The sequence below is a fragment of the Bacteroides sp. RCH18 genome (assembly GCF_058231005.1).
Map to the genome: position 1 here is coordinate 37054 of NZ_JBIPTC010000003.1, position 6438 is coordinate 43491.

The following is a 6438-nucleotide window of genomic DNA, read 5'->3' on the forward strand; positions in this document are numbered from 1 at the left end:
TTATCAGATTATGAAAAAATATTTAGCCATTTTTTTGTTGATGCTAGTTGTCCCATTGACGATTTCAGCACAACAAACAATTACCGTGACTGGTACGGTTACCGACACACAAGATGAGCCGATGATTGGTGTTAATATCACTGTAAAGGATGTAGCAGGTTTGGGAACCATTACAGATATCAATGGTAATTTTTCTATAAAGATGGAACCTTATCATCGACTAGTCTTCTCATACATCGGATATGATGATGTGGAAGTACTTGTAAAAGAACAGCATACAGTTAATGTAAAGATGAAAGAATCAGAGGCCAGTGTACTGGATGAGGTTGTGGTAACTGGTATGGGGGCACAGAAAAAACTGACAGTGACGGGAGCTGTAACCAATGTGAATGTGGGAGATTTAAAACGTTTCCCTACTTCCAATATGTCTAACGCCTTGGCCGGTAATGTTCCGGGTATTATTGCCCGACAAACTTCTGGACAACCGGGAAAAAGTACTTCTGAGTTTTGGATACGTGGTATTTCTACTTTTGGAGCCAGTTCAAGTGCTTACATTCTGGTGGATGGCTTTGAACGTAGCAGTTTGGATGAACTTAATATCGAGGACATCGAATCATTCACAGTATTGAAAGATGCGTCAGCTACTGCTATTTATGGTTCTAAAGGTGCAAATGGTGTAGTATTGATTACAACAAAACGTGGTAAAGCTGGAAAAATCAATATAGATGCCAAGGTAGAAACTTCTTATAATACGCGTACCATCACTCCGGAATTTGTAGACGGTCTTTCTTACGCCAGTCTGATGAACGAAGCATTAGTGACTCGAAATTTAGGAATGGCCTATCAACCGGAAGAATTAGAGTTATTTCGTACACAAATGGATCCGGATTTCTATCCGAATGTGGACTGGATGGATTTGATCCTAAAAAACGGAGCATGGAGTTATCGCGCTAACTTGAACATGAATGGTGGTGGTAACACTGCTCGTTATTTTGTTTCTGCAAGCTATACGGAAGATCAAGGTATGTATAACACAGACCAAACGTTACGTGATGATTACGATACAAATGCCAACTATAAAAAGTGGAATTATCGTATGAATGTTGATATAGATATCACCAAATCGACTTTATTGAAACTAGGTATAGCAGGTTCATTAGCCAAACGTAATAGTCCAGGACTGGCTGATAACGAGATGTTATGGGGTATGCTTTTCGGATACAATCCTATTGCAACGCCTGTATACTATTCCAATGGATACGCGCCTATTTCCCACCGGGATAACGTAAACAAACTTAATCCCTGGGTTGCATCTACGCAAACTGGATACAATGAAGATTGGCAGAATAATGTACAAACTAATGTTACATTAGAACAAAATTTTGATTTCATTACCAAGGGATTGAAGTTCGTAGGGCGTTTTGGTTACGATACAGACAACAGTAACTGGATTAATCGTCATCGTCAACCAGATTTGTATAAAGCGAACGGACGTAGACAAGAAACGGGAGAGATTATTTATGAGAAAATGTTTTCCGCATATGACATGACACAATCAAGTGGTAGCTCTGGCAAACGTCGTGAATTCCTTGATTTACTGTTAAGCTGGGAACGTGCTTTCGGAAATCATCATGGAGGAGTTACTTTCCGTTACACACAAGATAGTGAGAAGCGGACAGTAGACATTGGTACGGATATCAAGAATGGAGTATCAAAACGTAATCAAGGGTTAGCTGGACGATTTACTTATAACTGGAACTATCGTTACTTTGTTGATTTTAATTTTGGTTATACCGGATCGGAAAATTTTGCACCAGGAAATCAATTCGGTTTCTTCCCGGCTTTTTCTCTTGCATGGAACGTTGCCGAAGAGTCATTTGTTAAGAATAACCTGAAATGGATGAATATGTTTAAAATACGTTACTCTCATGGTAAGGTAGGTAATGATAATATTGGAGATAATAACCGTTTTCCATACTTATATACTATAGCCACTACAGGATATAATAGCGAAGGAAAGCCTAATTATGTATATAACTGGGGATTTGGTGATTATGGAAAATCATTCATAGGAACTCATTACACTCAGATGGCTTCTAATGGTATTACCTGGGAAGTTGCGACCAAGGATGACTTGGGTATTGATCTTTCTTTATTTAATGACAAATTTACAGCGACGGTTGACTATTTCCACGAAAAACGTACAGGTATCTTTTTGACACGCGAGTTCTTGCCTGAAATTGCAGGTCTCGAGAGTAAACCAAAAGCGAATGTAGGTGAAGTGAAATCTCAAGGTTTTGATGGCAATTTTGCTCTTAAGCAGAAACTGGGTGAGGTGGATATGACTATTCGTGGGAATATAACTTATAGTAAGAATGAAGTGCTCGAAAAGGATGAAGAGAATCAAGTCTATTCCTATTTATATCAAAAAGGGTATCGTGTAGATCAAGTTAAAGGATTGATAGCTGAAGGATTGTTTGCTGATTACGATGATATTCGTACCAGCCCGAAACAAGAGTTCGGTACAGTGCAGCCTGGAGATATCAAATATAAAGATGTAAATGGTGATGGTGTTGTAAACGATAATGATAAAGTTGCTATTGGTGCTACTACCACTCCAAACTTAGTATATGGTATAGGGGCATCTTTCGCATGGAAAGGAATTGATATAAATGTTCATTTCCAAGGTGCCGGTAAATCCACTTTCCCTATTTATGGTAAGTGTGTATATGCATTCAGCGAAAGTGACTGGGGAAATATCTTTAAAGATATGATAAGTGATCGTTGGGTAGATTCAGAGACTGCTGCCAAACTGGGATTGCATGCTAATGAGAACCCCAATGCAACATATCCGCGTTTAACTTATGGGGAAAATAAAAACAACCAACAAACCTCTACTTATTGGATGCGTGATGGTCGATATATTCGTTTGAAGAATCTGGATATCGGTTATACTTTGCCAAAAAGCATAGTCAATAAACTGCATTTCAATAATATTCGTATCTATATTGCAGGATCAAACCTGATTACATGGTCTAAGTTCAAAACATGGGACCCGGAAACTGGCAATCCGCGGGGTGAAGCCTATCCGCTAACAAAATCGGTTACTATGGGTTTATCTGTTAACTTATAAAAATACTAAGAGATTATGATAAAGAAGATTTATATGTTATTATTAACCGTATTAGGGATGGGAGTAATTTCTTCTTGCTCTGATTACCTGAATTCGGAGAAATATTTTAAGGATCGTCTGACACTGGAGAAAACTTTCGAAAGCAAGGATCATGTGGAAGAATGGTTAGCTTATGCTTTTTCATTTATAAAAAATGAAAACTATGAGGTGACGACTAAAGGGCCAAGTGAGAATTCGTTTTGTTTTTCAGATGATATGTATTATGGTGACCGCGATAAGACAATCGATGCAACAAAGAATGAATTGTCATATAATATGTTCAAGTTAGGAGAATATGATGAGAATACTTATAATGTTGGGGCATGGGGGCATGTTATAAAGGAATTTTCCAAGCATCAGTATTTATCCATAATGTTGACCGGTGTCAAGAGATGGCTAATTGGGAAATACTAGATTATAAGGGGCAGGCTCGTTTTGTTCGTGCTTACTATTACTGGTTGCTCTTACGTCGTTATGGTCCAGTGCCTATTATGCCGGACGAAGGAGTGGATTATACTCAAAGTTATGATCAAATAGCTACTCCACGTAGCTCATACGAAGAAGTGGCACAATATATCAGTGACGAAATGGTACAGGCTACTAAAGAGTTACAATATGACCGTCGTACTGATAATTATGCTATAGGCCGACCTACTCGTGGAGCTGCATTGGCAGTTCGTGCTTATGCACTGATTTTTGCAGCTAGTCCGTTTGCTAATGGAAATAATGATGAATATGCGCAGCAATTGGTAGATGACGAAGGGCGTCGTTTGCTTTCTTCCGAATATAGTGAAGAAAAATGGGCAAAAGCTGCTGCCGCTTGCCGTGATGTCATCGATTTAGATGTTTATGAGTTGAATATTGTAAATAAATCAACATCTGATAATGGACCTTCTGAACGTCCGACTGTTACTCCACCGGCTGATGGCGAGTTTTCCAATTACCCCTGGCCAAAAGGATGGACAAATATTGACCCGCTCAGATCATATCGTACTATCTTTGATGGTACTATATTACCTGCAAACAATAAAGAACTGATATTTACACGTGGTGCAACAAATATAGATATGTTGGTACTTCATCAGATGCCCAAGGATGATGGCGGCTGGAACTGTCATGGTATGACACAGAAAATGCTGGATGCATATTATATGAATAATGGTAGTAATGAGCCAGGTATGAACTCTATGTATCAAGGAGTAGCTAATTATCAAGGTATTGTAGATACTCGTGAACGTAGAACCGGATTTACTGATTTGCAAGACTTGAAGGATAATAAATATCCGGAATTAGGTTGGAAATATGATCCGAAGAAAGGAGATAACGATCAGGCTAAAACTGGGATGAATGTTTCTTTGCAATATGTAGAACGCGAACCACGATTCTATGCTTCTGTTGCTTATAATGGCTGTACCTGGTATTATTTGAGCCAGACTGAAAGCAAACCTGCCGATGTAAATCAACAGGTTTGGTACTACTTTGGAAGTTCCGATGGTTATCGTAATGACGGTTTCTACTTGCGTACAGGTATAGGAATTAAAAAGTTTGTTCATCCAAACGACTATCCTGGCAATTATGTTGCGAAAGCTGAAACAGCAATTCGCTATGCGGATATTCTACTGCTTTATGCAGAAGCATTGAATGAGTTGACTGGAACATACAATATACCTTCTTGGAATGAGGCGACAACCTACACTATTAGCCGTGATAAAGAACAAATGGAAAGAGGTATTCATCCGGTACGTATTCGTGCTGGGTTACCTGACTATCCAGACGAATTTATCTGCAGAGTGGGGTTGATGATATGCGTAAAGCATTAAAACGTGAACGTATGATAGAGTTGATGGGCGAAGGAAAACGTTACTTTGATATTCGCCGTTGGAAAGATGCACCAGTAGAAGAATCTCTGCAAATATACGGTTGTAATGTCTTTGTTGGTGAAGCTAAGAGAGACGAATTCCATTCGGCAATTCCTGTTTACAATCTCCCGTCTACTTTCTCGGAAAAGCTATGGTTATGGCCTATCAAACATAGTGAGTTGAAACGTAATTCACGTTTAACACAGAACCCAGGATGGACAATGTATGATTAATTCTAAACATAAAGACTTATATATGAAGAAAATATATACTTTGGCAGCTTTGGCTGCAATGACAATGTTGGGAACTTCCTGCAATTCGGAATGGGAAGATGAACAATATGAGCACTACATTTCTTTCAGTTCACAACTGGATAGTAAGGGAGTGACGAATATATATGTACCTTATAGCCGCCATGATGCAGAAGGAAATTATGCAGAAGGAGGAGAAGGGAGGTCCAATTATCAGTTACCGATACTTGTCAGTGGTTCTACTGATAATCCAAGTAATGTCACTGTACACGTAGCACATGATGCTGATACATTGAATATTTTGAATTACGCTCGTTACGCTACACGTACAGAACTATATTATGAGGATATGGGAGCAGAAGGATTGGCATACGCTTCATATCCAGAATCTCTACAGATAAAAGCAGGAGAAAATAAAGGTTTGCTGGATCTTAAATTTGATTTTCGCAACATTGATATGTCAGAAAAATGGGTACTTCCATTGCAGATTGTAGACGATGCGGCTTACAACTACGTAGCTCATCCACGTAAAGATTATGCTAAGGCAATATTGAGAATCTTCCCATTTAATGATTACTCTGGCGATTATTCTGGTACAGGGATAACCAACAAGGTGGTGACGGATATGATGGAAATGGTAAACCGATAGAAACAGCAGAATCTATCACAAAATCGTCAATAAGAGGGTATGTGATAGATGAACAGACTATTTTTACGTATGCAGGAATAGTAGATGAGGATTATACAGACCGTAGAAAGTATAAAATCAAATTTGCTTTTAATGGCGAGACAAATGGTTCGGTTACTATTTCCTGTGATAATGCAGAAGAGATTGGATTTGAATTAAACGAGGACGTGACTCCTTCATTTCGTATTTCTTCATCAATGGATGACGCGAAGCCTTATCTGGAACACCGTTATGTAATAATTAATAATGTTGATTATTATTTCAATTATATACCAGTGGAAGTACCATCATTCGCTATCATGTAAAAGGCACATTGACATTATCACGTGATATCAATACTCAGATTCCGGACGAAGATCAAGCTATTGAATGGTAGTTCCTGTTAATCGCTAATCTAACGAATCAAGAAGAGGGTGAAGTTCAAAAGCCATTGAATTCATCCTCTTCTCTTATTTTGAAAAGTTATTT

The 6438-nt window shown here is 38.5% G+C and carries 1 protein-coding gene and 2 pseudogenes; all 3 read left to right on the forward strand.

Annotated elements, in window-relative coordinates:
* The first annotated feature begins 10 nt into the window (after positions 1 to 10).
* The 3 genes and pseudogenes from ACHLI0_RS23760 (at position 11) to ACHLI0_RS23770 (ending at position 6346) form a co-directional block, all read left to right on the forward strand.
* A complete protein-coding gene (locus ACHLI0_RS23760; RefSeq protein ID WP_234119053.1) occupies positions 11 to 3133 on the forward strand; it encodes a SusC/RagA family TonB-linked outer membrane protein in 3123 nt (1040 codons plus the stop codon).
* Between the two features lie 15 nt (positions 3134 to 3148).
* A pseudogene (locus tag ACHLI0_RS23765) lies at positions 3149 to 5264 on the forward strand (RagB/SusD family nutrient uptake outer membrane protein).
* Between the two features lie 22 nt (positions 5265 to 5286).
* A pseudogene (locus ACHLI0_RS23770) lies at positions 5287 to 6346 on the forward strand (DUF4973 domain-containing protein).
* Positions 6347 to 6438: the final 92 nt, after the last annotated feature.

What these genes read in the sequence shown, in the direction of transcription:
- ACHLI0_RS23760 (WP_234119053.1), top strand. Translation starts at nt 11, where the DNA reads ATGAAAAAATATTTAGCCATTTTTTTGTTGATGCTAGTTGTCCCATTG.